A 26,573-nucleotide genomic window follows, 5' to 3' on the forward strand; every position below is an offset into this window, starting at 1 on the left:
ACGAAAAAGGCCCACCGTAAGGTGAGCCTAAGTCGTTGTTCTGTATGGTGCGGCACCAGGAATCGAACCCGGGACCTACTGATTACAAGTCAGAGGGTTCAATGATACCCACTGATTTACGAATCTCTATCAGCCTATACAGAATGGGGCTTTCAGCCTATTCTTGCCTTTACGGGGTTACACGAAAATTCACCATTTTCGGTCTGAAACGTAACCCCAGCGTAACCCCGTAACTGGCGAGGAAGACATGAGCAACGAAAGCCATATCTCATTCAGCAAGGAACGACTGACCGCATTGCCGACACCCGAGTCCGGCAAGCGCGCCACTTATCACGACACCAAGATTCAGGGCCTACAGCTTCGAGTGTCGTTCACTGGCGTAAAAACCTTTTCCGTCTATCGCCGGATGAAAGGAGGCCAGCCGGAGCGGGTCACGCTCGGCCGCTTCCCAAGTATGACCGTCGAGCAGGCTCGCAAGCAGGCCACGGCCATCAATGCGGAGATTGAGGCCGGCGCTAATCCGGCAGCCGTTCGCCGCGCCATCCGCGAGGAGCCGACCTTTGCCGAGATGCTGGCCGAGATGCTGGAGAAGAAAAAAAAGCGCGATGGCTCTCCGATCACCGAGCGTACAAAAAAGGACTACCTGGATACCGCACGGCTTCACATGGTGGCCATCGCCAACAACAAGCTGTCGCACATCACCCGATCTGAGGTGAAGGCGATTCACAGCAAGGCAAGCAAGAAAAGCGCACGCCAAGCGGACAAAGCCGTCGCCATCATTTCGTCGGTTTTCAACTACGCAGCCGAACATGAACATTTCAGCGATACAAACCCGGCCAGCCGCATTCAGAAAAACATGGTGGTGTCGCGTGACCGCTTCGCCCAGGCCGCGGAGCTACCCTATTTGTTCGCCGCCATCGGCGAGTCAAGTTTAAGCGACTTCTTTTTGCTGGCGCTGCTCACTGGTGCGCGCCGCTCGAACGTACAAGCAATGGCCTGGCGCGACCTCGACCTAGAGACCCGCGTCTGGCGCATCGAAATGACGAAGAACGGCACACCGCAGAACGTCACTTTATCGCCCGAGGCCGTGGCCGCACTCAAGGCCCGCAAGCGCACGACCGGCACATCTCCTTTCGTGTTTCCGGGTGAGGGTAAGACTGGCCATCTGGTCGAGCCAAAAAAGGCTTGGGCGGCCGTCCTACTGCGCGCCAGCCTGCGCCGCCTTATCGACCATCTGAGCGAGCTCGGCAAGCTGTCTACCAAGGAGCGCAAACAGGCCAGCCAAGAGATCACAACTGCGCCAACCGCCGCAGAGAAGCGTTATCGGTCGATTGCCGCTGCGCTAAAAGTCGACCCGGCGCTCTATGACATGACTGACCTGCGCATCCATGATCTGCGGCGCACCCTTGGGAGCTGGCAAGCCAAGACCGGCGCATCGTTGGCGATCATCGGGAAGTCGCTCAATCACAAGACGCACCAAGCCACGGCGATCTATGCCCGTCTCGACCTCGACCCGGTGCGCCAGTCTGTCGAGACGGCGACGAATGCCATGCTAGAAGCTGCGGGGATCAAACAGGCTGCTTCAGTGGTGTTGATTTCGAACCAGAGCCGCAAATAACCGAACCACCACCCGCTTGACTGGACACTTTTAAAAGAAGCTCCCTGAGGGTGTTATGGTTTTTTACGAAACTGAGCTGGAAGGTAATGGGCTTGAAGTGAATTTGGAAAGCCCCGAGTTCGAAGGGGTTGCGATCGACTATTACAACTTCACCAAGATTGTGGAACCGGACCAGTACGACGGGCTTCCTCTGAAAGATTTCGGAAGCGGTTTTGAGGTCAGGAAAGAAGGTGGTGTCTTCTTGAAGATACCGGATGAAGCGGTATTGGCTGCCCTAGCGACAGATGAGCGGAAAGTGCTTTTTCGGCATCCCAAAGGGCGGCCTGCTGAGCCGGTACTCGCCTTCCCATTCACATTACGGGAACTCAAGGTTTTTCTTGATTGGGCAGCAAATGTTGGCCATGAAGTGCCCATCAATGGAGACGCGCTGCTTGAGGTGATTGAGGCACAGAAGACCCAGCCGACGCTGGATGCCTCTAGCTCCGCCATTGCTCCGAATCAGTCCGACGCATCACTGGGAGAGTATTACCGCAAGCAAAATCGGGACTTTGCCGAGAGGAATCAAGAGCGACATGAGGCTAGAGACATCGAGCACCAGCGATGGCGCAATACCGCCGATGAGATTCAGCGACTACGGAAAAAGCCCGCCAGCCTTCGAGAGCTTGCGGTTCTGGTGAAAGAGCGTCTCAACCTACCTGACTCACAAAATACGATCCGCAAGCGCCTCGGCAAACAAAGCTTGGGTAACGGGTAGGGGATAAGTGGATAGTGGGCTGGATACGTCGGCCTTATCCAAAGAAGCCAACAAAAATCGGCTCCGATCTATACATCGATACGGAGCTGTCCCAATGCGAACCAATATTGACGCCATCAAAGCCGAGATCCTCGCAGCACTTGGCTGTAACCCGCTCAACCCACCCGTTCAAGTAGACGACAAGCAAGCCGCCCACGCTCTTGGCGTTAAACCGAACACTCTCGCAGTGTGGCGTTCGACCGGTCGCTACAACCTGCCTTTCCTCAAGGTAGGCCGTCTGGTGAAGTACCGCGTCAGCGACCTTGCCACGTTCCTGGCCAGCCGCACCGCCAACCATACCGGCGAGGAGCGCGCGTAATGAAAAAGAGCCGCCTCCAATCCCAGCAGAGCAGCACGTCGCAAGGCCAGCCTGACACCGAACCTCCAAGCAAGATCGTCCGCATTCTGGCCGTTCTGCGGTCGGGTATCAGCCTTAACCGCTTCGAGGCTGAGCGCATTGGTGACCATTGCCTGCCTAGCACTATTTCGGAGTTGGGCCGCTGTCACGGCCTGATCATTGATCGCCATTTTGAGCGCGTCCCGAACCGCTTTGGCGACCCTTGCCTGGTGAAGCGCTATAACCTGCCGTCCAGTGAGCACGACAAGACGGACAAGGTGCTGGCCTACCTGAAACACAAAACCCGTGTCACCACTGAGGGTGAATCCAATGACTAACCCGCGCACCCGCCTGGCCGTGCTGGCCCCGGCTTGTCTGATGAAAGTCGCCGTCTGGATTCATCGTCACCCGCAGGTCGTCGAGTTGTTGATGCTGGCCACTGTTGTTGGCCTGATCGCGCTGGAGGACAAACTGACCAAAGCCCTGGCACTCTAATGACCGTCACCGTCGAGAAGTTGCTCGCCCGAGGAGACGAAATCAGTATCGAGAATGGCCAGCTCGTCATTCGCCCCTCCAGTGGTATGCCTGTACCTCAGGATTGGTGGGACAAATATTCACCAGCTCTTCTGCGCGAAATCCTGCTCGCACTTGGGATGGAAGCATATGAGTATGGCGGCTATTCGACGGGGTTGTATGGCCATCACAAGGCGGCTGGCGTGACGGTACAGTTTCCGTCGTTTGTAGATGGCATGAAAACCCATGCCATCTTCAACGCGAACCTGAATCGTGACCGTACCACCAAGGCAGGGGCAAAAGGCTCGCCTTTGCCGAAAGGGCACTTTCGCGTTAGCTCGCGCAGCCATCTCTTTAAGTTCTGGCAATCAACCGGGCTTTCCACGCCCAAGCGTCTTTCTTCGCTCCATGATTATCTGGGCAACCTGCGGCGCATCCTGTTTACAGCAGATATCGTAGCCGGCCGCAAAAATCGGCTGGACACCGGGACTCTGCGCCCGCTTTCCATCACTACTGCTGAGGTGCGCAAAGCCTTTCAGCCGGACAACGGACGGACACCCTCCGGACAAGTGACGGACAACTGCCGGACAGTGGTGCCGGACAAGGATTCGGCTCCAGCCCAGCAAAATCAGGGATTTCAGCCAAAACCAAGTACGTGTACAGAAAACCACGTAAAAACGGTAATCAGTACATGCGTGTACACGGTAGCTACTGAGCCTGACCGTCCACGCAAACAACCGGCAGAACAAACAGAGGAGGAATGGCTGGCTGAATGCTTTCCAGCCGATAGCTACAACACAACGGACCTGTAAGCCCCGAAACGCCCACTCACCTTGGGAGGTACTGCGGCCAGCCCTTCATGCCTGAGCCGCAGCCTCGCGCGCGTACTGCTCTCGAAACTCGGGATGCCAATCGCGGATCGCTAGAAACCAGACGAGTATTGGCAATCGATGAGAGCTATTGGGCGAGGGAGACGAAAGGCATCGTCGATGCGCTCCTATACTGATGCGGTTCAGTATCCAAGGAGCTACCGTCGAAGTGGGCGTACATGCCAATCTGGCAGTAATATCTATGAACAGTATTGATAAGTTGAGCTCATGAGATTCCATCCAGATGGTCCCTCCATACCGGATATCCTTCTAGAACGCTGTGATGCTGGTCGTGTCGTGTTTCTGTGCGGTGCCGGAGTTTCGTTGCCATCTGGAATGCCGACCTTTGTCGGCCTCACTCGATACGTCATAGAATTCTTCGACCCGCCAGGCGACTCAGAAATCATGGCCGCGTTTCGACCATGGCTGGACGGTCAATCTGCAGCGAATGTCCCACTCGACCAAATCTTCAACCTCCTCCACCTTGAATACGGCAAGGATGAAGTCAACGCATTGGTCACCGAGCGGCTGAGTGCTCCCTTGGAAATCAAAGATTTTGGACGTGAGCACAGTCTGATCAAGCGTATTTCTTCGAGCCAGAGCGACGTGCCGCAGATTGTCACGACGAACTTCGACCGATTGTTCGAGGCAGGGCAGGAGGGAGAGCATTTGGTCCGGCATGTGCCGCCTGCTTTTCCCGACTTGAGCTTTGGATCGAAGATAGAGGGGATCACGTATCTACACGGGCGACTGGTAGACGCAGCCTCTGAAAGTCATCCCTACGTGCTGAGCAGCGCGGACTTCGGACGCGCCTACCTCTCAGAAGGGTGGGCCACCAACTTCATCAGGCACCTCCTTGCGCGATATACCGTGGTTTTGGTCGGCTATCAGGCGGAAGACCCACCAATCAAATATCTTCTTCAGGGTCTCAACCATGACGGCCAGTATGACCGGTCTAGGCTCTATGCCTTTGACCGTGGACTTCCTGAGGAGATTGAAGCTAAGTGGCGTGACCGAGGTGTCACAGCCATAGCCTATTCCCATCATTCGGACTTGTGGAAGAGCATGGAAGCTTGGGCAGACCGGGCCGACGATCCGCGCAGCTGGCGGGCATCCATAATTGCTAAAAGCCAGCAAGACCCGAAGGATCTGCCCCCTCATGAGCGTGGCCAAATTGCTCATGTCCTTCGCACAGTACAGGGGGCAAGATCGTTCTCGGAGGCTGATCCGACACCGCATCCTGAATGGATATGTGTGATGGATGCTAATGTCCGATCGGGGAAACAGAGTCGCAGCTATGGCACTGACGCAGAGACCTTCGACCCTGTGGCCGCTTATGGGATTGATGACGATCTGGGGGAGATCTCTGAGTCTGATCGCAGACAGGGTGTCAGCAACGACAATCTCCTAGTCTGGCGCGACGAAGACGACAATCCGCATGAATTTCATCGGTTGGGTGGGCGACAGGCCGAAGGTTTCGAAGCGATGCCGACAAGGCTTGGCCACCTTAGCACCTGGCTCAGCAAGTCTATCGATAGCCCTGTGCTGGCCTGGTGGGCAGTTCGGCAGAACGGACTGCATCCGCGACTGCTGCAACAGTTCGAGTGGCAAGTGGAACGCTCGGAGGCTCTCCACGAGCGCGCTCGTCATATCTGGAGCTTGATCCTCGAACACCACAGAGATTCTCGCGGTCGTCAGTGGAACGGCGACTGGTTCGACTTGAAGAGACGGATTGATGCGGAAGGTTGGACTGCCAGTATCCTACGAGAATTCCGGAGATTTGCGACGCCGCGACTGGAGATCAAACCACCGTATGGCTTGAGGCAGTCCAGACCTCCCTGTGTACCCTGGGAGGAAACTCATCTCGAGGACCTCGGTCAGTTCGAAGTCGTGTTCCTTGATCGGCACAACGAAGATGTAGACGTCCCCGACGATCTATTGCCAGAGGTATTTGGCATCCTGGAGGAACAGCTAACTGTCGCCTCAGGGTTGTTGGGGGATATCGAGACCGTCTACTTCCGTACACCGACCTGTTATCCCGACCGTGATGCCGGTGGAAGAGGGCGCGTCACAATGGCCGCGGAGGTCGTGACGTGGTTCGTCCAACTTTTTGACCGATTGGCTGCCAAGTGGCCAGAGCTGGCAAAGGCACATGCAACGACTTGGCCTGCGACAGATCGGTATTTCTTCCGCAAGCTCAAGCTGTATGCGTTCAGCAAAGTAGATGCCTTCGAGGCTGACCATGTTGCCGAAGAAGTCTTGTCCTTAGATCAGGAAACATTCTGGGACATCGATGTGGTCCGAGAACTTCTTTTCCTATTGGTGGACCGATGGAGAGAGTTCTCTCAGGAGAACCGGAATCAACTTACTGATCGTATCTTGACGGGCCCCGATCAACTTTCCCATTTGAGAGACGAGGAATTCCATAGGCTGCGGGATGGGTTTGCCGCCAGCTACGCTCGGTATCTCGAACTACAAGGTTGTGAGCTGATGGCAGATCGCAGTGAACGGCTTGCCGAGATTATCAGTGGTATTCATGGATGGAGCGACGGTTGGGCGACCTCAACGGTGATTAAACAGGGCTCACAGGTGGGCTGGGTTAGTACGGACGAGAAACCAGATGCAGTCTTGCACCTTCCAGTAAACGAGGTAATTCCCAAGGCAAAGGAAGAGCTGAAGCGTGACTTTGGCTTCTTCACCGAGAAGCGTCCCTTCACTGGTTTGGTGAAAGCCAATCCGCGAAAGGCGTTGTCGGCGTTGACGATTGCAGGAAGGGCTGACGACTACCCAGAGGTGTTCTGGTCGTCCATGATCAATGAACTTCCCGCAGACATCACGCCCAGGCTGAGACGGGCATTCCTGAACCGAGTAGCGCGACTCCCCCATGCGTTTATCGCCGAGCTGCGCCATACCTTGGGCCGATGGCTCGAAAAGAACTTGGCTACGGTTCTCGAGTTTGATGAAGGTCTCGGCTGGGCGGTCTACGATCACATCGTCGATGGGATCTTGAGCGGTGGTGCAGATGCCGCGGAGAGCGGTCTTGGCGAAGTCCGCCAAGCTGGAAAAGTCATTCAACAATCCCGGCGCACATACGACCATGCGGTCAATGGCCCCGTGGGCATGTGTGCCAAGGCCCTTTTTCATGCAGTGCCCGGAGAGATACAGGAGGCCTGTTCACTAATCCCAGATCACATCAAGTCTCGTGCCGAGCGTCTCTTTGCGGCGCCAGGTGAGGGTTCAGATCATGCCGTGTCGATAGCGTGTAGAAGGCTGAACTGGCTCATGTTTGTAGATCCTTCCTGGACTGAGGAGCGCCTAATTCCAATGTTGGCGTTCGAGCATCCCGCTTCGGAACCAGCATGGAGTGGGGCTCTTCATGGCGGGCAGGTACCTCGGGCTCCGTTGCGAGAGATTATCAAACCGCTCCTACTTGATCTGGTCTCGTGGGTCGAAGGATTGTCATGGGATCGCGATCTCTCAACGGTAGCCGCCGAATGGCTGGGTGTCATGCGCGTGTTTTACCCAAACAAGCCGAGCGGTCTTTCACGAAGCGAAATGCGTTCGGTCTTTCGAGCGATGTCTGACGATACTCGGAACCGGTTCATTTCCTGGTTGGGCCAAGTTGGACAGAGCAACGAGAAAGGCTGGGCCAAACACGTCATTCCCTTAATCAATGAGGACTGGCCTAGAGAACGCCGATACAGGACCTCTGCATCGATGAGAGCGTGGGTCGGCCTGCTTGATGACACCGGCGATTGCTTCCCGGCAGTCTATGAAGCAGTGAAGAAGTTCTTGGTACCGGTGGAGACAAACGAGCGCCCGTTCTATCGGTTCACCCGAGAAATCCGTGATAAAAAGCCGATTACCGCTCTGTTCCCTGAAGCGACGCTGGATATGATGAACAGAGTTACACCCCAGATCCTCACCCGTCCGCCATACGAGTTATCGAAGGTGCTAGCACTGATAGCGGAAACCGAACCTGACCTGACATCAGATCCGCGTTATTTGCGCCTTATCGATCTTGTCGAACGAAGCTAGAGCTCCGTCATCATGACCGACAACCCGTGAATCACCTCCGACTTTTCCTAGGCACTCGATAACTCCTTCTAGCCAGTTGCTGCCTGTGGTGAGAGGCAGAAACCAAAGCTGCCGTTGGCGGCAGGCAGAAACCGGTCAATGGCTTCCTGTCGGAACCCGCTGAAATCGACCCGCAGTGGCCATTCGCTTACTTGCGAATGTCCGTTATGGGTCGACAGCTGTTCTAAGCGACAGTCAGCAATCGATCCAAAGCAACCTTCGTGGAGGGCTGCTGACGGCCAAATGGGGGTATCTCGTAGACGTCAAAAAGCTCAGAGCCGATTCAAACTGCTCGACGAAAGCCCCGAAAACCGGGCTTCTGAGGCGTGACCAACTCGGCGATTTACTTTCGAATGCCTACCCCGTGACTACGCAGCCTTTGCCCACTCCATGTTGACAGCTGTAAAGAACCGGGCTAGTTAAAAAGCAGGATTTAACAACCCATGCGATAAAGGAAATCGACCATGAGTATCAAACCTGGCCCTAAAAGAACCAACGAAGATGGCACTCCGGACAAGAGGCAGAGAGTCACGCCCGAAAAGCAAAAAGATCATCCCGACCTGAAACCCCATAAGCATAAAAAGGGGGAGTAGGATCGAAAAGCAGCTCCCGAGAGCTGCTTTTTTATTTGTGTACGAATAGGCCTGTCCGTCATCACCGCAACGATGATAAATCGCGCCGTGTAGTGAATGAAAAGACATGGGATTAGGGGCGGCGCCTTATCCAAATGCTCTAATGCAAGGCGAGCATAGATCATCTTTGCGGTGACGCCGGAGTGGCACACATGACTTTGTCAGTCACCGCAAGGTGTTTGCTAGGGACGATTCGCTCCATGGAAATCTTCCTGATAGCCGTCGCTTAAAGCGATGGTGTCCACCTGATTTTTTGTGGACACCATTTTTAACCTTTTAAAGCAGATGCCCCTAGGCTTGGTTACGTTCTGCGGTACCGGCAAAACTCACATGAATGGTACACCTGAGCACCCAGGGTGGATTAGATCCATCTCCGGGAAACTCGATCCTTTCATATATCGGTGGAACAGAAGCGCAAACATAGGATCATTAGCAGATCTTTCCCTCAGATCCCCAAAACGCTTGCTGCGCTCTTCAAGCGCGTCGTCGCACTCCGCCTTGATCTGCCGCTGAACCTCCTCATCGTCAACTGGCTTTGGCAAAACAACAGGTATCCAGTAAAAAGATTCGGCAAGAGTTTTTTTCACACGCCCCTGCGTAACTCTTGCGTACATATCATCGTGAAACTTTCGCTCATCAGGAGAAAGATTCATGACGCGGATCTCTGTCTCGACTTTGCTCACCATTGCGGCGAGAAATATCTGCTCTTGGCTTATGGCTTTCCTAAAATCTGAAGTAGTAGCTAGCTTCAAACTCGCGTCACTGATGCTCTGAGTGAAATTCGATACGCCCTTCGTGAAGTCTCTGAGGTAGTGCGATACAGGTTTTTGTCTAGAGGTAGGTTTCGCAATCGGCTCTGACGTTGCGGTGGTAGATTTGAGAGCAAAAGCTTTGACCCGCCGGATAGCTTCGGCAGGACTATTGAAGACCACACTCGCCGGTATCCGCAGAACGCTATAGCCGTTGGCCACAGAGAATTCGTCCCGGATACGGTCACGCTTCACCTGCTCAGGGGATGAGTGATATGTCGCACCATCAATCTCGACGATGTAGTTGCCGTTGAGCACAAAGTCGAAGCGATAGTTCTGAAACGTAAACTGCATTTCCATGGACAGTCTTGGGGAAATGAGTGTGCCCTTATTCGGATAAAGATCAAACTCCTTGACCATGGCCTGTAGGAACTGCTCTTCGGCCGGAGACTCGCAGCCTTTGAGGAACAGATCGAGCCAGTCGCTGTCCTCAGGTGTTGCGTCGACCCATGTGCGGGGCGGAGGGAGTTCTTCAATCTTGGGTGATTTGGAATCTACGAAAATTACCCAAGCTAGGCAAAGTACAACGATCAAGACATATGGGAATATAAAGCATAATGGCAATATGACTGTGATCAAGCCAAGCCTAATCCAAAACTTGTTTTCAAATTTCCCGCTCACACAACGCCTCCTTGCTGAGATACAAATTCTGAGAAACCTGTCGGATCATGTTCTGGTTTACAAGAACATCTGCGAAAATTCTTCACTTAGGGTTCGTCAGTAGTGAAAGATGTCATCGTGTTAGCCTTGCCGTTCAGACCTTACTGTAGTCCGCCTCCTATGGCGCGAAGGCTGATAGATACCCTAGGGCATGGAGAATCGTTAGCTGCTACCACAAGGTACCTAGGTACGCGCCCGCTGGTGAATACGTCGGGCCACACAACGTGGCAGCAAGATAACGTCGCTCACGCGAAAACAGGGTATGCGTCCGCGGCCATCACGTCTTGAGTTACTAAACCTGTTAGCACCGAATCTTCGTCACCGAGTTCCTGCTGAGTCAGGCAAATGCGCTCACTGGCCGGCCGCTTAGCCATAAAAGGAGGACTCGTGGGCAGGCGAGTCGCCCCGCCATTTCCTTTCGCGCGCGTATTGGTCCAGAAACTCTGGATGGTAATCGTGGAGCGCTAGAAAAATCAGAACGACTGAGCCCTAGAGTCTACAACGTCGATGCGAGCGCGGTTATCTGCATTGCCAGAAGACCCAAGCAATTCAAGCTCGCCGCCGGCAACCTAGCCAAAGCAATTGGAGTCACGTTCCAAACCAAGTAGCCTCTGACAGCAAGCACCTACCTGCCTGGAGTTTGGAATCCTCATGGATGACAGCTATGAAATTGGTCACAGATTGATTGTAGTGGTCCCCGATAAAACCGCAGAAGCGATGCGCAAAGCGCAGACGGCACCCTCAGCTTCTGAAGAAAGCTTCGCAACAAAAATCGCAAAATCAGTATTCACTTTGTACACGGAACCCTTCGCTATCACTCTCGGTAAACAAGCCGTAGAACTGATAAAGACGATCATGGAGGCGCTCGATAAAGGTGCTGATCTCACCACTCTAAGCAATACCGAAACTAAGAAGCTGAAGCTCATATTCCCGCCCGGACATCCTCGAGAAAATGTTGTTTACGCCCAGCACCCTGCAAATCCTTCGGTTTACTACACCGCAAGCTCGTTTCACCGTCAGGCGTTTGAACATAAATTCGCGGAAGTTATAACGCTCCTATCGAGCCTAGGAGCGAATGAAATCAAGGTTGAACATGTCGTCGGCTGGGATCAGGACTTTTCTGCTGGCCTTGGCATAGCAGTCCCATCTCAAGACTCTGCTTCGTTAGGTGTTGGCAAAAAGGGCGCGGAGAGCTCCGCGGTTCTATTTGATGCAAAACTGGAAGGACATAACACCCCGTCAATTCCGGAGAATCTGACTTGGTATCCTCATGAAGCGCTTTGGCAGGCTGTTGCTACCGCTCGCGTAAACAACGGGCTGAAGAACTTCAATCTTTCACTCACGTATTCCGATGATTACGGGTTGAATGCTGGTTTTAAGGCCACCATCAAGGGGACAGGGTTGGATCTGGGAGGTAAATTTGAAGAGCACCAATCTACCGTCTGGAAAATAACCGGTACGTTCGGTCCTGCGAGCTCGCAGAAAGGGCCAGATGTCTGACTCGCTGTAGATGTACTTCAACGTACTGAAGAAAGCCTAATCAGGGGCTTTCTTCAGCCTGCCCAGGCGAATCCATCGCAAATCCGCGCGCGTACTGTTTAAGAAACTCCGAGCATCCTTGGGTTGGTTGTCTTTTGGCTCGCGAATGTGAGAGCCGTCGGTAGCGCATGGCGCAGGCCTTTTGTGGGCTACGAAAATTGCTTTTCACCACAGCCCAACGATTCCTCGCGGCCAGCTCGGTAGATCGTTAAGCGTAAAAGACTGATCCGAATAGGACGCTGTAAGGCGAGCTGATGTCCCAGCTTAGCGTCGACCTGCGCGACTCCAGCAGAGGAAGACGACTGGGTCGACATCGCTGTCGATTTACCAGAAACGTAACCCCGGTGTAACCCCAGTTCAGAAATGAAAAAGGCCCGCATCGCTGCGAGCCTTATTCTATATGGTGCCGGCACCAGGAATCGAACCCGGGACCTACTGATTACAAGTCAGTTGCTCTACCATCTGAGCTATACCGGCGTGTCAGGGCGACGATTATAGCGATTGGCTGGCTTCTGTAAACCCCTGAATTATGACTATTTTTGCGCTGGCTTCAGGTCAGGCTCGCAGCAGGGTTTTCTTGAGTTTCTGGATGGCTTGCCAGGTTCGACTGTTTTGCATCGCGCGCAACTGTGCTTCGGCCTGTTCGGCGCGTTGCAGGGCGGCGGCGAGTTGGTGTTCGGCGTCGCTGACAGGGTGGCTGAACTTGTGGCCTTTGCAGAATTGGAACTCGTCCAGGTTACACGGCGGGATGTCGAAGGCGGGTTTGAGGTTCAGGTGTTCTTCGGCGAGGTAGTAGGTGTTGATGCCGTCGAACAGGATGGAGTGGTAGCCAGCGTCGGTGACGAGGGTTTCCCAGGCCTGGTCGCGGGCCCAGGGGGTTTCGATTAGGATCACCCATGGCCGCCATTGGCTGAAGTCCATGCCGCGCAGGACGGTTTCTTCGTGGCCTTCGACATCGATTTTCAGGAAGTGAATGGCGCGGCCCTGGGCGTGTTGTTCGCAGATGGAGGCCAGGGTGCGGGACTTGATTGTTTGGTTGCGCACGTCCATGCCGGCGTCTCGGTGCAGTTTGGCCATGGCCGGGTCGAGGGTCGAGAGGCCGGTGCCGGCGATGCCGTAGAAGGTCAGTTCGTCAGCACTTTCCCCGGCCGCGCACTGCAGGTTGATGTCTTTGGGACGTTGCTGGCTCAGGGCTTCGAAATAGTTGGGCATCGGTTCGACGTTGATACCGGTCCAGCCGTTGTCGTAGAACGCCTTGGTGACGGAGTCATGGGTGGGATCGTTTGCCCCGACGTCGATATAGAAGCCGTTCTCGACGGTTTTGAGGGCGCGCCACAGGCGTATGTCTTCGAAATTCTGTGCGTAGGAAATGAACGTCACTGGCGCATCCTGTCGGAGGAATGTTCTTGTTCGTGGCCGCGCTGCCGGCGCCCTTGCGTGTGTGTATATCAAGAGTAATGAAAGGGTGCAATTTCCCCTGTCTGCGATCCGGGATTAGGCATTTATGTCGTTTTGATTAAATGCTTATGCACAATGCCATTGGCAGCGCACTGGGTTTAGGCCGAAATTGTGGATCCGTTCTCGTTTGTTCGCAAATACCTGTTTTTTCGATTTTTTATGCGAGTGTATAAAAAATGAACAGTATGGATTTGGCCCTGAAACAGGCGTGGATATTGGATCCACGATTATTTCATCAACAGAGTTATCCACAGGTCGGATGTATTTAAGCGCGTTCGGCCAGGAGCAGGAAATTACGCGGCGTGAGCGGGGTTTCGCAGAAGGTGCCGACACGGACGCTGTAGCCCTGCTCGGTGAGGAAAAGTGCCCGGTCAAGGACCAGCCAAAGCTCCAGTGGGCGTCGGAAAAGTCCGCGTAGTAGTTCAAGGTTGCGCACTTCGGCCAGTCGCTGCCAACCGGCGGCGTCGAGGGCTGGCCAATCTTGCGGGCCGACTGTGGATAACTCTTTGAGAGTGGCCAGATGATTGCAGTAATCGGCGAAGGGTTTGTCCAGCCAGGCGCTGGGCAGGGAAGGGGTTGGCAGGTACTCGTCCATGCCGCGCAGTTGCCGTTGCAGCAAGTCGAAGCCCAGACGCCGGGCCATGGAGGTGTCGCGTTGACGTCGCACGCGGGCGCCGGCGGTAACGGTTTCGCTCATGGGCAACGCGAGGTCGTCGAGGGAAAGCTGTAAGCCGGAGTCTTGGGCGGCCGAGGAAACCGGTGAGTATTGGGCAAGACTGATCCGGTTGTAGCAGCACGGCGCGATAGCGAGCTGTTTGCAGCCTGTGACGCTGGCGAGTTGGATCAGCCGAACATGCAAATCACCGCAGGCGTGAAGGGCGACGGGCGTGTGATGCGCACTCAATAAAGACGTAGCGTCTGTCGCGAGCACATCCTGTTCGATATGCAGCGCATGCAGGTGATGGCGTTGGCTGAGTGCCTGGCCGCTGGCTACCAGTGCCGGGTCGTATTCCAGGCACGTCAGTTGTTGCCCCGGTTGCAGCAGGCGGCGCCCGAGATGTCCCTTGCCCGAGCACCAGTCCAGCCAATGCTGCGGTGTATCGGAAAACTGTAATCGACTGGCGAACGCTTCGATCTGTTGCCATTTGCGCCCCGGTACATCGACGTTCAACCGATGGCCCGCCGCCTCGAGTGTGCGAGCCGGCAACTCATCCACGGCACTCAAGGCAACGGACATTGTTGCCAGGGAAGCAAAGGGCTCCGGTGCATTCAGAAGGGCAGGTTGGTTGTGAGCGTTTTCCGCGTCTTCCAGCGACCGCTTGCGTAGCCATGCGGCCAGCTCCGGGTAGGACGCTTCCCAGGGAAGATGCCGATGAGTGAACGGTCGGGGTTTCCACAGTGCCTGATGCTCTGTCAGAAAAGCATCCAGCGCAGTGAAACGGGCGAGCAGGGCCTCGCCCGTCAACACGCCGCTATCAACGCCCTTGGCAGGCATCGACGCGCAACCAGCGCTCCAGCAGCTTGAAGCCACGCACCAGCACGTAAGCCATTACCAGATAGAACATACCCGCGGCGAAGAAGATCTCCACCGGGAGGTAGGTCCGGGCAATGATGGTGCGGGCCATGCCGGTCAATTCCAGCAGGGTCACGGTGCTGGCCAGGGCGCTGGCCTTGAGCATCAGGATCACTTCGTTGCTGTAGGCCGGCAGGCCGATGCGCGCGGCGCGCGGCAGGATGATGTAGAACAGCGCTTTGGGTCTGGACATGCCCAGTGCCCGCGCCGCTTCAATCTCGCCCGGTGGAATCGCCTGGATGGCGCCCCGCAGGATTTCCGCAATGTAGGCCGCGGTGTGCAGGGTCATGGTCGCTGTGGCGCACCAGAACGGATCGCGCAGGTACGGCCACATCGAACTGTTACGGATCGCGTCGAACTGCGCCAGGCCGTAGTAGACCAGGAACAGCTGAACCAGCAACGGCGTGCCACGGAAAAAGAAGATATAGCCGTAGGGAAATGCCCGCACCCACCACAGGCGCGACGAGCGGGCGATGCCCAGTGGAATGGCCAGCAGCAAACCGGCGATTACGGCGATGGCCACCAGTTCCAGGGTCAGGGTTGCGCCCTGGGCCAGTTTCGGCAGCCACTTGATGATGACTTCCCAGTTCATTGGTTGCTCCTCGCGAAGCCGCGAGCGGCACGTTTTTCCAGGAAGTGCATGCCGGTCATCGCCAGCACCGTCAGGCTCAGGTACATGAACGCGGCCACCATATAGAAGGTGAACGGTTGCTTGGAGACGGTCACGCCGATTTGCGCATGACGCATGATTTCTTCCAGGCCGATCACCGACACCAGCGCAGTGTCTTTCATCAGGATCATGAACAGGTTGCCCAGGCCGGGCAGGGCGATGCGCCACATCTGCGGCATGATCAGCTTGGTGAAGATGCGCCATTTCGACAGGCCCAGGGCCACGCCGGCTTCACGATGGCCTTTGGGGATGGCGAGGATCGCACCGCGAAACACTTCTGTGGCGTAGGCGCCGAAGCACAGGCCCAGCGCAATCACGCCAGCGGCGAAGGCGTTGAGTTCGAGGTCGGGGTTGCCGAAGAACTCGCCCAGGGCACGCATCAGGTTGACCGTGCCGAAGTAGATCAACAGCACCCAGAGCAATTCCGGGATACCGCGAACCAGGGTCGAATAAGTGCCGCCAAGCCATTGCAGCGGCTTGTACGGGGAAGTCTTGGCCAAGGCGCCGAGCAGACCGAGTACCAGCCCCAGGCACAGGGCCGAGAGTGCCAGTTTCACAGTCATCAGCGCGCCAGCGGCGAGCGCCGGGCCGAATCCGTAGAGGTCGATAATCATGGATTTCTTTTCAAATCGCGGCAGGCAAGGCCGAGAACCGGCGCCATCAGGCGCCGGTCAGGCAGGTCAGTATCAATAGATGCTGAACGGGAAGTACTTGTCGTTGATCTTCTTGTAGGTGCCGTCAGCGACGATTTCTTTCAGCGCGGTGTTCAGCTTCTCGCGGATCGGGTCCTTCTTGCGCACGGCAATACCGATCTTGTCGCTCTCTTCCACTGGGTCACCCTTGAACTCGTAGCTACGGCCAGCGTCGCTTTTCAGCCATTCGTAGTTGACGTACTTGTCGGCCAGGATGCCGTCCAGGCGGCCGGAAGTCAGGTCGAGGTAGGCGTTTTCCTGGGTGTCGTAGAGCTTGATGGTGATGTCGTCACCATAGTTGTCTTCCAGGAACGTGCCGGCCAGGGTCGCGCGCTGGGCGCCGATGATCTTGCCTTTGAGCGCGGCCTTGTCAGTTTTGAAGTCGATGTCTTTCTTGGCGATGAACTGCAGCTTGTTGGAGTAGTACGGGTCGGTGAAGTCCACCGCTTGCTTGCGCTCGTCGGTGATCGACATCGAGGAGATCAGGAAGTCGAACTTCTTGGCGTTCAGGGCCGGGATGATGCCGTCCCAGTCGGAGGTCACGACGGTGCACTCGACTTTCATCTTGGCGCACAGGGCGTCGCCGATCTCTTTGTCGAAGCCGACGACATTGCCACTGGCATCTTTATTGTTAAACGGCGGGTAAGCCGCTTCGATGCCCATCTTCAGGGTTTCGGCCATGGCACCGGCGCTGAACGCCAGGGTGACGGCGGCAGCCAGGAAGACCTTTTTGTAGTTCTGCATGTGGGTAGCTCCGTTAGCGGTTGCTGGACATGAATTGTTTGCAGCGCGCCGAAAGCGGGTTTTCGAACACCTGCTGTGGCGATCCTTGCTCTTCTACCAGGCCCTGGTGGAGGAACACCACTTCACTGGAGACCTGACGGGCGAAGCCCATTTCGTGGGTCACGAGCAGCATGGTGCGGCCTTCTTCGGCCAGCGCGCGGATGACATTAAGTACTTCCTGGACCATTTCCGGGTCAAGCGCCGAGGTGGGCTCGTCGAACAGGATGACCTTGGGCTGCATGGCCAGGGTGCGGGCGATGGCCGCGCGTTGTTGCTGGCCGCCGGACAACTGCGCCGGGTAGGCATGGCGCTTGTCGGCGATGCCAACTTTGGCCAGCAGGGCTTCGGCCACTTCGATGGCTTCGGCCTTGCTCTGGCCGAGCACGCGGCGCGGGGCTTCGATGATGTTGTCTAGCACGCTCATGTGCGGCCACAGGTTAAAGTTTTGAAACACAAAACCGATTTCGCTGCGCAGGCGATTGATCTGCTTGCCGTCGGCGGCCACCAGTTCACCGTTCTTCGCGGCCTTGAGCTTGAGTTCTTCGCCGGCGACCAGGATCTGGCCCTGGTGCGGGTTCTCCAGCAGGTTGATGCACCGCAGGAACGTGGACTTGCCGGAGCCGGAGGAACCCAGGATCGAGATCACATCGCCGTCGCGGGCGGTCAGCGAGATGCCTTTGAGCACCTCCAGCGAACCGTAGCGTTTGTGCAAGTTGCGGATTTCAAGCGCGGGCGTGGCCTCAGCCATGTGCGTTCCTCATATATGTTGCGCTCCTGCTGTTGGCGGCCTTCCTGGCGAGGCGGCCAACCTAGCATAGCGTTTCAATGGCAGCCAACAGCGCTACGGACGGTAATCGGCTGGTGTGTGGCAGGTTGTCGCATCGACGCAGCAGACTGTCGCCCCATCAACAACCGAACAGCCGTTTGAACCTTGCCTGTCGATAAATAGCGCGGTGGCTGCCGCAAAAAAAGGCGCGATGTTGCCAGCTTTGACAGGGGGTTGGAAGCGCTATCCGGCCAAATGCACCGCTTGTGCACTTTTAATGTGCGCGGAGCCCTTTACAGGTGTGTTTCCGGTGCGCTGATGTATCCGCAAAAGTGGGTCGCAGGGTAACGCTTTGGCAAAGTGCCATTAAATTCAATGGGTTGCGATGACTGTCCGGTCGAGACGAGATCGCCGGGCTAGAGGGTTTTGAAATATTTTGGCGCAATTATTGCGTGCAGAATCCACAACGCCCTGTTGGCTTCTTTTTACGAGAAGGTTCGCCGAACGGGATGCACGCATTCGCTTCTCCTTACAAAGGTAGTTTTAATGAGCAGTACCCAAAGCTCTAATGGCCTCGAACAGGGGCTCAAACCGCGCCACGTGACCATGCTGTCGATTGCCGGGGTTATCGGCGCCGGCTTGTTCGTTGGCTCGGGTCACGCCATCGCCGCTGCAGGTCCGGCTGTTCTGTTGGCTTACGCCGCCGCTGGCATGTTGGTGGTGCTGGTGATGCGCATGCTCGGCGAAATGGCCGTTGCCTCGCCGGACACCGGTTCGTTTTCGACTTACGCCGACCGCGCGATCGGTCATTGGGCCGGCTTCACCATCGGCTGGTTGTACTGGTGGTTCTGGGTTCTGGTGATTCCGTTGGAAGCCAACGCTGCCGCGACCATCTTGCATGCCTGGTTCCCTGGCGTGGACATCTGGGCCTTCGCCCTGGTCATCACGATGCTGTTGACCGTGACCAACCTGTTCAGCGTGAAGAACTACGGTGAATTCGAGTTCTGGTTTGCCCTGATCAAAGTGTTGGCCATCATCGGTTTCATTGTTCTGGGCCTCATGGCGATCTTCGGCTTTCTGCCGGGCAGCCAGGTCAGCGGCGTTTCCCATCTGTTCGACACCCAAGGCTTCCTGCCAAACGGCATGGGCGCGGTGTTGGGGGCCATCCTGACCACCATGTTCTCCTTCATGGGTACCGAGATCGTGACCATCGCGGCTGCGGAATCGAAGAACCCTGGCAAGCAAATCTCCAAGGCCACCAACTCGGTTATCTGGCGGATCGGCTTGTTCTACCTCGTGTCGATCTTCATCGTCGTGGCTCTGGTGCCTTGGAACGACCCGGTACTGGCAAGCCTGGGCTCCTACCAGACAGTACTTGAGCGCATGGGCATCCCTAACGCCAAGATGATCGTCGACATCGTGGTGTTGGTCGCTGTGACCAGCTGCCTGAACTCGGCGCTTTACACCTCGTCGCGGATGTTGTTCTCCCTGGGCAAGCGCGGCGATGCGCCGGCCATGTCCACCCGCACCAACAAAAGTGGCACGCCATACTGGGCGGTGATGCTGTCCACTGGCGCAGCGTTCCTGGCAACATTCGCCAACTACGTGGCTCCGGCTGCTGTGTTCGAATTCCTGCTGGCCAGCTCCGGCGCCATCGCATTGCTGGTGTACCTGGTGATTGCGATTTCGCAACTGCGCATGCGCAAGCAGCGTATGGCTCGTGGTGAGAAAATCGTCTTCAGCATGTGGCTGTTCCCGGGGCTGACCTACGCAGTGATCGTCTTCATCGTCGCGGCCCTGACCATCATGCTGTTCCAGGAAGCCCATCGCGTGGAAATTCTCGCGACCGGCCTGCTCAGTGCTCTGGTGGTAGCGGCCGGCTTGCTGGTGGCTCGCCGCCGCAACCTGGAAAAACGTGGCGCGGTGGTGTTGAGCTGATCCATACCGCGTAATGCAAAACGGCCGCTGTCAGTGATGACAAGCGGCCGTTTTTGTTTGGGAGTAACCCTTACTCGGCTTTTTCTTCCGGTGCTTCCAGCGACTCGCGGTAGACATCCAGTGCAGCGCCGAAATCGGCGATGAACTGCGGCTCACTCAACCATGCCTGGGCGGCGTCGCGGTCCATCCCGTCGGCCCACATGCGGTAGTCGATCAGCATGTCGGCGGCCAGGTGGGTGGCGGCCATGCCTTCGTCGTCGGCGTTTTCCATGTCCAGCAGTTCTGGATGGTCGATGATGATAAAGGCCAGGTTCGTCAGCAGCACCGAGAGCATTTCACTGCGGCTGACGGCTTCCGCGTCGCGCATTTTGCTGAACATCGCCAGGGTGTAATCCGGGATCGGCTCCGGGAGATCCAGGTCGCTGTCCAGTGCCAGGGATTTACGACCGACCATGCGGATTTGCTTGGCTTTGGCTTTTGCGCGCTTGGCGCGTTTCTGTTGTTTGTTCAGGGAGGCCATGGGAACTCAGTTCGGTTTCTGTTGGGTTTGCGCGGCAATGGCGTCGGACGCCGCCACGTAGTCGGCCTGGAAGGCCGGTGATTCGATCCACGCCAGGGCGCCGGCTTCGTCGGTTTCGGTCGACCATTGGCGATATTCGATCAGCGCGGCAAGGATGAAGTCCATCGCGCCTTCCTCGCCTTCCTGCTCGTACACCAGCTCCAGCAGCGGGTCTTCGAGGAAGGCCGTGCACAGGGCTTGCTGGCTGATTTTTTCGGCGTCGATCATTTTCTTGAACAGTTCGGTCAGGTCCACCGACTCGAAGTCGATGCGATCGTCGTTCGGGTCCAGTTCCACCGGCGCGGCAGCTCGCTGGGTGCGGTTCTGCTTGGCCTTGGCCTTGGCGCGGGAGGCGCGTTTTTGCTGCTTGTTGGCGGAGGCCATGGGCGTCGTTCCATAATTCGTTGAAAGGGGCGGGTGGCTCAGCTGCGTGGCACCGTTCGCCCGGGTGTGCCGGGGACCAGTTCGCCGTTTTGCAACCAGGCCAATGCAATGGGCCATAGTGTGGCTTGGTATGCGCTGCGAAAAAAGGCGAAATGTCCGACTTCTTCTTCGCCGATGTCTTCAGGATGGATACGCAGGTGAGAGTTTGTGCTGCCGGTGAAGTAGCCGAGCAGGCGTTCGATGGCCGGAACCGTGCCGTAGGGATCGTCGCTGATGCTGATGGCCAGGGTTTGCGCGGTGACGCCGGCAAAGGGCAGCTGCCCGGTGGTTTTGCTGATTGTGCGGCCGCTGGAGCGTTTCTCGTAGCGCGCAGTGGAAAGACTCCAGTCACGGACCACGCCGGCGGGTGTGTCTTCCAGCCAGCCGAGCCGTTTGCCCGGAAAGTAGCCGCACAGCATCGTCACCAGCGGCATCACCACATGCCACTTGCCGAACATCCGCCAGCGATGAGCGGGCGCATAGTCGCGCCAGTAGGCGAATTGCGCACCGACCGTTACCAAGCGCCGGATCAGGTGCCCGGACGCCCCCAGGCCCGCTGCACAACCGCCAAAGCTGTGGCCGACCACATCTATAGGCTGTTGCGGGAACTCACGCTGTGCGCGCTTGAGCATCGCCTCGAAATCCAGCGCTCCCCAGTCGGTCCACGAGGCTTGAAGCCCCTTGAGCGATGCCGGCCGCGACTCGCCAATGCCGCGGTAGTCATAGATGATGACATCGAAGCCGTGGGCGAACAGGTAGTTGGCGAAGCGTGAGTAGTGGCGACAACGGACCGAGGTGGCGGCATTGATGATCACGACCGGACGAGCGGCGTCCCGAGAAGGGTGTCGCCAGGTGAAGCCGCCGAGGATGAAACCGTCCGAGGCGGTTTCCCTGAATGGTTTGCCATGCGTGGTATCCGGCAGCGGCAACTCGTTGCGACTGGGGGCCAGGGGAGGCGTGTCCTGCAAATTCATCGGTGTCAGACCTTTGCGGGTAGCTGCCAACGATAGTCTTGATACCGTTGATGAACAATCCATTCGCCTCAACGCGGTTGTTGATTCGTCAATCGTTCTTCAAGTGCTGCTCGCTCCCGATCCAGTGCATTACGGAGTTCCTCTTCGCTCGGCAGGACAAGCTTGTACTTGCTGGCGAGCAATTGTTCGATCAGCGCTTGTTCGATCTCGCTTTCCTGAAGCTTGCCGGCATTGGGTAAACCAAGAAACTCCAGTACTACCGGATCACGGACGAAATCCCGAGGGTTGGCCTTCATGTTTTGAATGTGGGTGGCGGCCTCCTGCTTGAGGCTACCGCGATCGCGGCTCGCCAGCAGGCGTTCGTAGTACAACGTATTGATCTGGTGTTCCAGGGCGCGGCTTGACCAGTTTTGAGTGGCTGATTCGTTCATGTACCAGAGACGAGCGCTGTCGTTGTCGACCCGAAGCAGGTGGCGGTAGTGGGTCCAGCTCAATTCGTGACGCAGTGCGTCACGAATTGGAAAGGCTTGATAGAACAGACGCATGTACCGAAGGTTGGAAGCGTCAAAACCCTTTCCAAACTCCGCAGTTAGCGCTTTGGCCAAGGTTGACGGTAACTCTTTGCCATACCTGACCCGTCGCGCGCTGTTCTGTTCGAACTCAACGATGTGCCGACCAGTTTGCCAACAGGTCTGCACTTGCGCGGTATCGGCCGCCCGAAGCACTTTCTGACGTGCTTGATGGATCAATTTGCCAAGGTTGCCAAGCAGTGATGCCAGGTGTGGGTCGTGAGTGTCGTTGGGGGTGGGGGCCGTCATGAAGTCTTCCGCAGCAGGTTGAACAGCGAAAGAGAATGACAAGGGAGCCCCTTCGAAGATGCCGGGGGTTGCTGAGAAACAGGCAGGAAATACCGGGTTGTCCGGCAGGACGGGTCTGATGGTGGGCGATGGTTGAGGAACAAATGGCGTAGTACGTTTCGTACTCAGGCCAAATCAATCTAAACCCTTTATCCGGATGGAAATCCAAAGAGTGTAACGATTGGGTTCTGCAGAACCCGGGAGTCGTCATCATGAAATTCCTCCATACGCTCCTGTTGCCCCTCACCGCTGTAGGCATGCTGATGTTTCCAGCGATGACACCTGCCGCCAGCCTTGAGCCCATCGACGGCCAGGGGGTGCAGGTGCATAGCCAGCAGCAAAACGGCATCACCTACCTGTCCGGCGGTATCGGCGAGGATGAGTCCAAGGCCATCCAGCAGACCACCGGCTATAACCTGCACATGACGTTTTCTGTCGGGACGGGAAATGAATACACTCCTGACGTGAATGTGGTTATTCAGAAAGTCCCGGGGCAAACCGTACTGACGCTCAATGACGCCGGTCCACTGGTTTACGTGAAACTGCCTGCCGGCAAATATACGGTCATTGCGACGCGTAACGGCGAAACACGGCAGGACGTTGCCGATGTTGGCAATGGTGCAGCCCGTAACCTGGTTTTCCACTGGAATGATGCGAGTTAACGAGAGGCTCTGAACCCTGAGTCCTGCGACTCAGGGTTTTTCGTGATTAACACCCGCATACGCTTGGATGAGTGCAACGCGTAAAGGGTTGGTTTCTACGCTCAGCAGCTTGATGGCCAAGGCGCAGCAGACCACGATCAACATGGGTTTGATCAACCGTGGTCCGACCCGGACAGCGGCCCGTGCACCCAATTGAGCGCCGATGAAGGCCGCCAAAGCCATGGCTATGGCTATCGGCCAGATAATCACACCTTTAGTGATAAAGACCGACAGGGAACCGAGATTGCATGAGGCGTTGGCAAGTTTGGTAAAGCTCATGGCCCGCATCATGCCCAAGCCGCAGAGCAGTACAAATCCGACAATAAAGAAAGAGCCCACACCGGGGCCGAATATACCGTCGTAAAAACCCAGGATCGGCGCAACGCTAAACGAAAAAAACAGAACACCAATTCTCTTGCGTCGATCTTCATTGGCCAGCTTTGGAGAGAGCGCAAAATAGATGGCTACCAGAATCAGCATGATAGGCACGCAAACTTCCAGATAGCGCTTATCAATAGTGCTGACCAGCAAGGCACCACTGGCGCCGCCAACAAATCCGCAGATAACCAGAAAACGGCCTTCGCGCCACTCGATCATTCCTTTGCGAGCAAAGGTTACCGTTGCCGAAACTGTTGCCGAAGCGGCCTGGAACTTGTTCGTGGCAATTGCACTGATCGGATCTACACCCGCCAGGAACAATGCAGGCAAGGTGATCAAACCGCCACCACCGGCAATCGCATCAAAAAAACCGGCGAAAAAAGCGACGAGCGCCAACATGCCAATTACATCCCAAGACATTGCATTCTCTCTTTATGGTTATTGGCCAGTAATCACATGACGGGTCGTTCAACAGCTGGTGATAAAAGAATCAGCCCTGCAGCACTAGCGGATCGTCGGAAACAACGATGGGGCAAGAAAATTTTGAAAGTCCGAAAATACGAACCAAGACCCGTCTGTTGTCTTTGATGACATCGCGACAGTGCAGAGCCCGGATGTTATTGATGACCATGGCTGATTCCTGGTTCAGCGTGTACTCGATCGGAGTCGCTTCACCCACACCTTGGCAAAGGGCAGTGTAAGCCGCTTTCACAAAGGTCGAGGCGTTGTCATTGACCGAAAAACGATACGTGTTAAAGCGGGCTGCGAACCCTGCCTTGTCGTCGAACTCCCGAATCGAAACGTTGCGGCCATCTTCCCCTTTGCCACTGACAAAGGAGTCGCTACGAGTGAACTGGAAGTTACCCGTGGTCAGTGCGAGGCAGTTGGTGACGCCAATTTTTTCGAGTATGGGAGGTAGTGGAATGACTCGCGTAGGCTCAAGGCTCGGGTTCCACAAGGCGGAACGTATGAGCGACGATGGAGAGGGCGAGTGCCCGTCTTTCGCGTTCACTGCGCACCAGTAGGGCGCCTCTGTATGTGGGCCAAGCGCGAGGCCGGAATGGGAACTCAGTTCCTTGATGTCCGGCTCGGCAGGGATTCTGGTCAGCCCGACGCCCTTGAAGTTGGCCACCAGTCGAACCAGTTTTCCTTCATTGCCCATGTCGTAGGCAAAGGCACTGTTACCCACCAGTTTCAACAAGATCTGATTACGGGCGGCCAGGCAAAGGACGCCGTATCGGTTTTCCAGGGATGTCTGGTCTGGTAGTGCATCTGGAGGGATAGCGTCTGAGATTTTTTGCAGCCCTTCAAAGATCAACACGCAAACAAGACCTTCGGAATAGGCGTCCAGCAGTTCGCATTGGTCTTTCGAAAACAGGAACGTTAATTCGGTGACTGCCTGAGAGGCTTTGGACCTGGCTCCTGGTGCTTGAGGCCCGCCGATGGCTGTCAGCTCTTTGGCCAACTTGTGCAGCAATGCTGACTGGCGGAGATCAAAGCTGAAAGTTCTGATTTCTTGTACAGAAAAAACTCAGCTGTTTCGACGTCTGGTTGAATGACCTCAGTCATTGTCTACATCCCTGTTGTGTACCTGCTCCCGGTTATGCGGCAGCTCCTCTTCCGATTCTGCTCAATTTCATTTTCAGCGTATGTCATCCATTTCAGTTAGAGCATACGGAGTGTTCCTACAGACCCGAGAGACTGCCAGGAAGGGCCGATCACCAATGTCTGAAACTTTTCGGGACTCAGCCCCGGCAACCATTACGGATACTGGCTGGCGTGGTGACAGGAGGTGGGAATTGTTGTTTCGAGGGTGACGGGATCGGTGCTTCATCAAATCCAAGGCATAAAAAAACCCTGAATCTTGCGATTCAGGGGTTTCGGTATTGAGTACGATCACCCTCTATCAGGCAATCAGGTCGGCAGTTTGCAGGTTGCTCACCCCCACCAACTGAATTTCGAACTCAGCGGCAGTGTCGGCGTCGGTGCTGCCGTAGAGGATGCCGCCGGCGAACCGTAGCTGCCCTGCGGCATTGCTGCTGAACGCGCTGGAGCCGATGAAGCTGAACGCATCGTTGGCCACTGTCGCCAGGTTGGCGTCCAGGCTCGACAGGTCGATCTTGTCGCCTTCGCTGGTCTTGAAGTCGCCAATGACATCGCGCAGGGCGGCGCCCAGGCCCATTTCACTCAAGGCATTGAAGTCGAATTTGTCGGCCCCGGTGCCACCATAAAGCTTGTCCAGGCCCGTGCCGCCGATCAACAGGTCGTTGCCGGCTCCACCGGTGAGGGTGTTGGCAAGCGCATTGCCGGTCAGCTTGTCGTGATAGTTGCTGCCCGTGAGGTTTTCGAAGTTCAACAGGGTGTCGGAACCGGAACCACCGGTGGCTTGCACGGTAGTCAGCCCCAGGTTGGCCGTGACCGCCGCAGTGGCATAGGCATAGGACGCGGTATCGATACCGGCGGCGCCATTGAGGATGTTGTTGCCAGCCCCGGCGTCGATGACGTTGTTGAGGCTGTTACCGGTGCCGTTGGCAGTGCCGGTCGACAGCAGGCGCAGGTTCTCGACGTTGTCACCCAGGGTGTAGGCACCGAGGTAGCTATAGACGGTATCGATGCCGCCGGTGCTGGCGACAGCATTGGATTCACTGACGATATCGCCGGCATTGTCGACGTAGTAGAGGTCGGAGCCATCGCCGCCGATCAGGCGGTCTGCACCGGCAGCGCCGTTGAGTTGGTCGCTGCCCAGGCCACCGCTGAGGGTGTTGGCGGCCGCATTGCCGGTCAGCCTGTCGTTATAGTTGCTGCCCGTGAGGTTTTCGAAGTTCAACAGGGTGTCGGAACCAGAACCACCGGTGGCTTGTGCGATGGTCAGCCCAAGGTTGGCCGTGACCGCCGCAGTGGCATAGGCATAGGACGCGGTATCGATACCGGCGGCGCCATTGAGGATGTTGTTG

General features: G+C 56.3%; 24 protein-coding genes and 1 tRNA gene. 10 read left to right on the plus strand and 15 right to left on the minus strand.

What is annotated here, in order from left to right:
- Positions 1-247 precede the first annotated feature (247 nt).
- The 7 genes from AC3WTM_RS10490 to AC3WTM_RS10520 all read left to right on the plus strand — a co-directional run bounded on the left by AC3WTM_RS10490 (position 248) and on the right by AC3WTM_RS10520 (position 8,168).
- Positions 248-1,618, plus strand: a complete 1,371-nt coding sequence (locus AC3WTM_RS10490; RefSeq protein WP_102670717.1) for a tyrosine-type recombinase/integrase — start codon at positions 248-250, stop codon at positions 1,616-1,618.
- A gap of 55 nt (positions 1,619-1,673) precedes the next feature.
- Positions 1,674-2,372 carry a hypothetical protein gene (locus tag AC3WTM_RS10495; protein ID WP_102670718.1) on the plus strand — a complete coding sequence of 233 codons (699 nt, stop codon included), beginning with the start codon at positions 1,674-1,676 and terminating at the stop codon, positions 2,370-2,372.
- Between the two features lie 94 nt (positions 2,373-2,466).
- A complete protein-coding gene (locus AC3WTM_RS10500; RefSeq protein ID WP_102670719.1) occupies positions 2,467-2,730 on the plus strand; it encodes a helix-turn-helix domain-containing protein in 264 nt (87 codons plus the stop codon).
- Positions 2,730-3,086: a hypothetical protein gene (locus AC3WTM_RS10505; RefSeq protein ID WP_102670720.1), complete on the plus strand. Its 357-nt coding sequence runs from the start codon at positions 2,730-2,732 to the stop codon at positions 3,084-3,086. Before AC3WTM_RS10500 ends, AC3WTM_RS10505 begins: the two co-directional genes overlap by 1 nt.
- A complete protein-coding gene (locus tag AC3WTM_RS10510) occupies positions 3,079-3,243 on the plus strand; it encodes a hypothetical protein (RefSeq protein ID WP_158247449.1) in 165 nt (54 codons plus the stop codon). The genes AC3WTM_RS10505 and AC3WTM_RS10510 overlap by 8 nt, the downstream gene beginning before the upstream one ends.
- A complete protein-coding gene (locus AC3WTM_RS10515) occupies positions 3,243-4,073 on the plus strand; it encodes a hypothetical protein (protein WP_102670721.1) in 831 nt (276 codons plus the stop codon). The genes AC3WTM_RS10510 and AC3WTM_RS10515 overlap by 1 nt, the downstream gene beginning before the upstream one ends.
- 462 nt (positions 4,074-4,535) lie before the next feature.
- The gene (locus AC3WTM_RS10520) at positions 4,536-8,168 is read left to right on the plus strand and encodes an SIR2 family protein (RefSeq protein WP_256586043.1); all 3,633 of its coding nucleotides are present in this window, start codon (positions 4,536-4,538) and stop codon (positions 8,166-8,168) included.
- A gap of 997 nt (positions 8,169-9,165) precedes the next feature.
- On the opposite strand, the gene AC3WTM_RS10525 is transcribed toward AC3WTM_RS10520, so the two are convergent.
- On the minus strand, positions 9,166-10,269 hold the full coding sequence (locus AC3WTM_RS10525) for an endonuclease domain-containing protein (protein WP_102670723.1): 1,104 nt from the start codon (positions 10,267-10,269) through the stop codon (positions 9,166-9,168).
- 690 nt (positions 10,270-10,959) lie between these two features.
- Here AC3WTM_RS10525 and AC3WTM_RS10530 point away from each other — a divergent pair.
- Positions 10,960-11,808 carry a hypothetical protein gene (locus AC3WTM_RS10530; protein ID WP_102670724.1) on the plus strand — a complete coding sequence of 283 codons (849 nt, stop codon included), beginning with the start codon at positions 10,960-10,962 and terminating at the stop codon, positions 11,806-11,808.
- 440 nt (positions 11,809-12,248) lie between these two features.
- Here AC3WTM_RS10530 and AC3WTM_RS10535 read toward each other — a convergent pair.
- The 7 genes from AC3WTM_RS10535 to AC3WTM_RS10565 form a co-directional block, all read right to left on the minus strand.
- A tRNA-Thr gene (locus tag AC3WTM_RS10535) sits at positions 12,249-12,324 on the minus strand.
- A gap of 78 nt (positions 12,325-12,402) precedes the next feature.
- Positions 12,403-13,227 (minus strand): FkbM family methyltransferase, encoded by an 825-nt coding sequence (locus AC3WTM_RS10540; protein ID WP_102670725.1) that lies wholly within the window; start codon positions 13,225-13,227, stop codon positions 12,403-12,405.
- Between the two features lie 343 nt (positions 13,228-13,570).
- A complete protein-coding gene (locus AC3WTM_RS10545) occupies positions 13,571-14,800 on the minus strand; it encodes a methyltransferase (protein WP_102670726.1) in 1,230 nt (409 codons plus the stop codon).
- The gene (locus AC3WTM_RS10550; RefSeq protein WP_008046525.1) at positions 14,781-15,470 is read right to left on the minus strand and encodes an ABC transporter permease; all 690 of its coding nucleotides are present in this window, start codon (positions 15,468-15,470) and stop codon (positions 14,781-14,783) included. Before AC3WTM_RS10550 ends, AC3WTM_RS10545 begins: the two co-directional genes overlap by 20 nt.
- Positions 15,467-16,162 (minus strand): ABC transporter permease, encoded by a 696-nt coding sequence (locus AC3WTM_RS10555; RefSeq protein WP_102670727.1) that lies wholly within the window; start codon positions 16,160-16,162, stop codon positions 15,467-15,469. Before AC3WTM_RS10555 ends, AC3WTM_RS10550 begins: the two co-directional genes overlap by 4 nt.
- A gap of 72 nt (positions 16,163-16,234) precedes the next feature.
- Positions 16,235-16,984, minus strand: a complete 750-nt coding sequence (locus AC3WTM_RS10560) for an ABC transporter substrate-binding protein (RefSeq protein WP_015093061.1) — start codon at positions 16,982-16,984, stop codon at positions 16,235-16,237.
- A gap of 13 nt (positions 16,985-16,997) precedes the next feature.
- On the minus strand, positions 16,998-17,771 hold the full coding sequence (locus AC3WTM_RS10565) for an ABC transporter ATP-binding protein (RefSeq protein ID WP_007972784.1): 774 nt from the start codon (positions 17,769-17,771) through the stop codon (positions 16,998-17,000).
- A gap of 564 nt (positions 17,772-18,335) precedes the next feature.
- Between AC3WTM_RS10565 and gabP the strand changes: the two genes are divergently transcribed.
- A complete protein-coding gene (gabP, locus tag AC3WTM_RS10570) occupies positions 18,336-19,727 on the plus strand; it encodes a GABA permease (protein WP_102670728.1) in 1,392 nt (463 codons plus the stop codon).
- 70 nt (positions 19,728-19,797) lie between these two features.
- Here the strand turns inward: gabP and AC3WTM_RS10575 are convergent, their stop codons facing one another.
- The 4 genes from AC3WTM_RS10575 to AC3WTM_RS10590 all read right to left on the minus strand — a co-directional run bounded on the left by AC3WTM_RS10575 (position 19,798) and on the right by AC3WTM_RS10590 (position 22,501).
- The gene (locus AC3WTM_RS10575; RefSeq protein ID WP_102670729.1) at positions 19,798-20,247 is read right to left on the minus strand and encodes a hypothetical protein; all 450 of its coding nucleotides are present in this window, start codon (positions 20,245-20,247) and stop codon (positions 19,798-19,800) included.
- A 6-nt stretch (positions 20,248-20,253) separates the two neighbouring features.
- Positions 20,254-20,670, minus strand: coding sequence for a hypothetical protein (locus AC3WTM_RS10580; protein WP_090452584.1), 417 nt, complete (start codon positions 20,668-20,670; stop codon positions 20,254-20,256).
- A gap of 38 nt (positions 20,671-20,708) precedes the next feature.
- A complete protein-coding gene (locus tag AC3WTM_RS10585) occupies positions 20,709-21,683 on the minus strand; it encodes an alpha/beta hydrolase family protein (protein WP_102670730.1) in 975 nt (324 codons plus the stop codon).
- Positions 21,684-21,751: 68 nt separating this feature from the next.
- On the minus strand, positions 21,752-22,501 hold the full coding sequence (locus AC3WTM_RS10590) for a DUF1016 N-terminal domain-containing protein (RefSeq protein WP_102670731.1): 750 nt from the start codon (positions 22,499-22,501) through the stop codon (positions 21,752-21,754).
- A gap of 251 nt (positions 22,502-22,752) precedes the next feature.
- On the opposite strand from AC3WTM_RS10590, the gene AC3WTM_RS10595 reads away from it, so the two are divergent.
- A complete protein-coding gene (locus tag AC3WTM_RS10595; protein ID WP_102670732.1) occupies positions 22,753-23,202 on the plus strand; it encodes a hypothetical protein in 450 nt (149 codons plus the stop codon).
- Positions 23,203-23,232: 30 nt separating this feature from the next.
- Here the strand turns inward: AC3WTM_RS10595 and AC3WTM_RS10600 are convergent, their stop codons facing one another.
- From AC3WTM_RS10600 to AC3WTM_RS10610, 3 genes are all read right to left on the minus strand, one after another.
- Positions 23,233-24,039 carry a TSUP family transporter gene (locus AC3WTM_RS10600; RefSeq protein WP_102670733.1) on the minus strand — a complete coding sequence of 269 codons (807 nt, stop codon included), beginning with the start codon at positions 24,037-24,039 and terminating at the stop codon, positions 23,233-23,235.
- Positions 24,040-24,109: 70 nt separating this feature from the next.
- Entirely contained in the window at positions 24,110-25,084 is a 975-nt protein-coding gene (locus AC3WTM_RS10605; RefSeq protein ID WP_256586042.1) for a hypothetical protein, read from the minus strand.
- A 441-nt stretch (positions 25,085-25,525) separates the two neighbouring features.
- Positions 25,526-26,573, minus strand: a 1,048-nt coding sequence (locus AC3WTM_RS10610; protein WP_492587606.1) for a calcium-binding protein, incomplete at its 5' end; no start/stop codon positions are given.

It is taken from the genome of Pseudomonas sp. EU05-FHT14B02, from assembly GCF_058791055.1.

Excerpts from the sequence above, each read along its gene's own strand:
- AC3WTM_RS10590 (WP_102670731.1), bottom strand. The coding sequence starts at position 22,501 with ATGACGGCCCCCACCCCCAACGACACTCACGACCCACACCTGGCATCA.
- AC3WTM_RS10560 (WP_015093061.1), bottom strand. The coding sequence starts at position 16,984 with ATGCAGAACTACAAAAAGGTCTTCCTGGCTGCCGCCGTCACCCTGGCG.
- AC3WTM_RS10565 (WP_007972784.1), bottom strand. The coding sequence starts at position 17,771 with ATGGCTGAGGCCACGCCCGCGCTTGAAATCCGCAACTTGCACAAACGC.
- AC3WTM_RS10530 (WP_102670724.1), top strand. The coding sequence starts at position 10,960 with ATGGATGACAGCTATGAAATTGGTCACAGATTGATTGTAGTGGTCCCC.
- AC3WTM_RS10550 (WP_008046525.1), bottom strand. The coding sequence starts at position 15,470 with ATGAACTGGGAAGTCATCATCAAGTGGCTGCCGAAACTGGCCCAGGGC.
- AC3WTM_RS10500 (WP_102670719.1), top strand. The coding sequence starts at position 2,467 with ATGCGAACCAATATTGACGCCATCAAAGCCGAGATCCTCGCAGCACTT.
- AC3WTM_RS10505 (WP_102670720.1), top strand. The coding sequence starts at position 2,730 with ATGAAAAAGAGCCGCCTCCAATCCCAGCAGAGCAGCACGTCGCAAGGC.
- AC3WTM_RS10545 (WP_102670726.1), bottom strand. The coding sequence starts at position 14,800 with ATGCCTGCCAAGGGCGTTGATAGCGGCGTGTTGACGGGCGAGGCCCTG.
- AC3WTM_RS10580 (WP_090452584.1), bottom strand. The coding sequence starts at position 20,670 with ATGGCCTCCGCCAACAAGCAGCAAAAACGCGCCTCCCGCGCCAAGGCC.
- AC3WTM_RS10600 (WP_102670733.1), bottom strand. The coding sequence starts at position 24,039 with ATGTCTTGGGATGTAATTGGCATGTTGGCGCTCGTCGCTTTTTTCGCC.
- AC3WTM_RS10515 (WP_102670721.1), top strand. The coding sequence starts at position 3,243 with ATGACCGTCACCGTCGAGAAGTTGCTCGCCCGAGGAGACGAAATCAGT.
- gabP (WP_102670728.1), top strand. The coding sequence starts at position 18,336 with ATGAGCAGTACCCAAAGCTCTAATGGCCTCGAACAGGGGCTCAAACCG.
- AC3WTM_RS10520 (WP_256586043.1), top strand. The coding sequence starts at position 4,536 with ATGGCCGCGTTTCGACCATGGCTGGACGGTCAATCTGCAGCGAATGTC.
- AC3WTM_RS10495 (WP_102670718.1), top strand. The coding sequence starts at position 1,674 with ATGGTTTTTTACGAAACTGAGCTGGAAGGTAATGGGCTTGAAGTGAAT.
- AC3WTM_RS10555 (WP_102670727.1), bottom strand. The coding sequence starts at position 16,162 with ATGATTATCGACCTCTACGGATTCGGCCCGGCGCTCGCCGCTGGCGCG.
- AC3WTM_RS10585 (WP_102670730.1), bottom strand. The coding sequence starts at position 21,683 with ATGAATTTGCAGGACACGCCTCCCCTGGCCCCCAGTCGCAACGAGTTG.
- AC3WTM_RS10575 (WP_102670729.1), bottom strand. The coding sequence starts at position 20,247 with ATGGCCTCCCTGAACAAACAACAGAAACGCGCCAAGCGCGCAAAAGCC.
- AC3WTM_RS10595 (WP_102670732.1), top strand. The coding sequence starts at position 22,753 with ATGAAATTCCTCCATACGCTCCTGTTGCCCCTCACCGCTGTAGGCATG.
- AC3WTM_RS10510 (WP_158247449.1), top strand. The coding sequence starts at position 3,079 with ATGACTAACCCGCGCACCCGCCTGGCCGTGCTGGCCCCGGCTTGTCTG.
- AC3WTM_RS10490 (WP_102670717.1), top strand. The coding sequence starts at position 248 with ATGAGCAACGAAAGCCATATCTCATTCAGCAAGGAACGACTGACCGCA.